1 protein-coding gene is annotated in these 289 nt (G+C 57.4%); it reads right to left on the bottom strand.

Annotation, left to right across the window (positions count from 1 at the left end; genetic code table 11):
• On the bottom strand, positions 1-289 hold a 289-nt coding region (locus tag E1189_RS00955; RefSeq protein ID WP_196220903.1), incomplete at both ends, for a hypothetical protein.

Genomic DNA, 289 nt, shown 5'->3' with positions numbered 1-289 from the left:
GCCCAGAGCCAGTTCGATCTCTTTGTCATCGCAAGGTGTGTTCACCCGTCCCCCGGCCGCCAGAGTACGCAGTCGGACAAAAATATCCAGAGCCTCTTTCAGATTGTCCCTGCCCCCCATGGTTTGAAAATGTCTGCCCAGAGCCAGTTCGATCTCTTTGTCATTACAGGGGGTGTTCGCCCGCCCCCCGGCCGCCAGAGTGCGCATCCGGGTAAAGATATCCAGGGCCGCTTTCAGGTTGCCTGCCCCTCCCATGCTCTGGAGGTGTCTACCCAATATTAACTCGATC

This window comes from Parendozoicomonas verongulae, from assembly GCF_009711465.1.
Lineage (GTDB): Bacteria > Pseudomonadota > Gammaproteobacteria > Pseudomonadales > Endozoicomonadaceae > Sansalvadorimonas > Sansalvadorimonas verongulae.
This window is presented reverse-complemented; position numbering and strand designations above follow the sequence as displayed.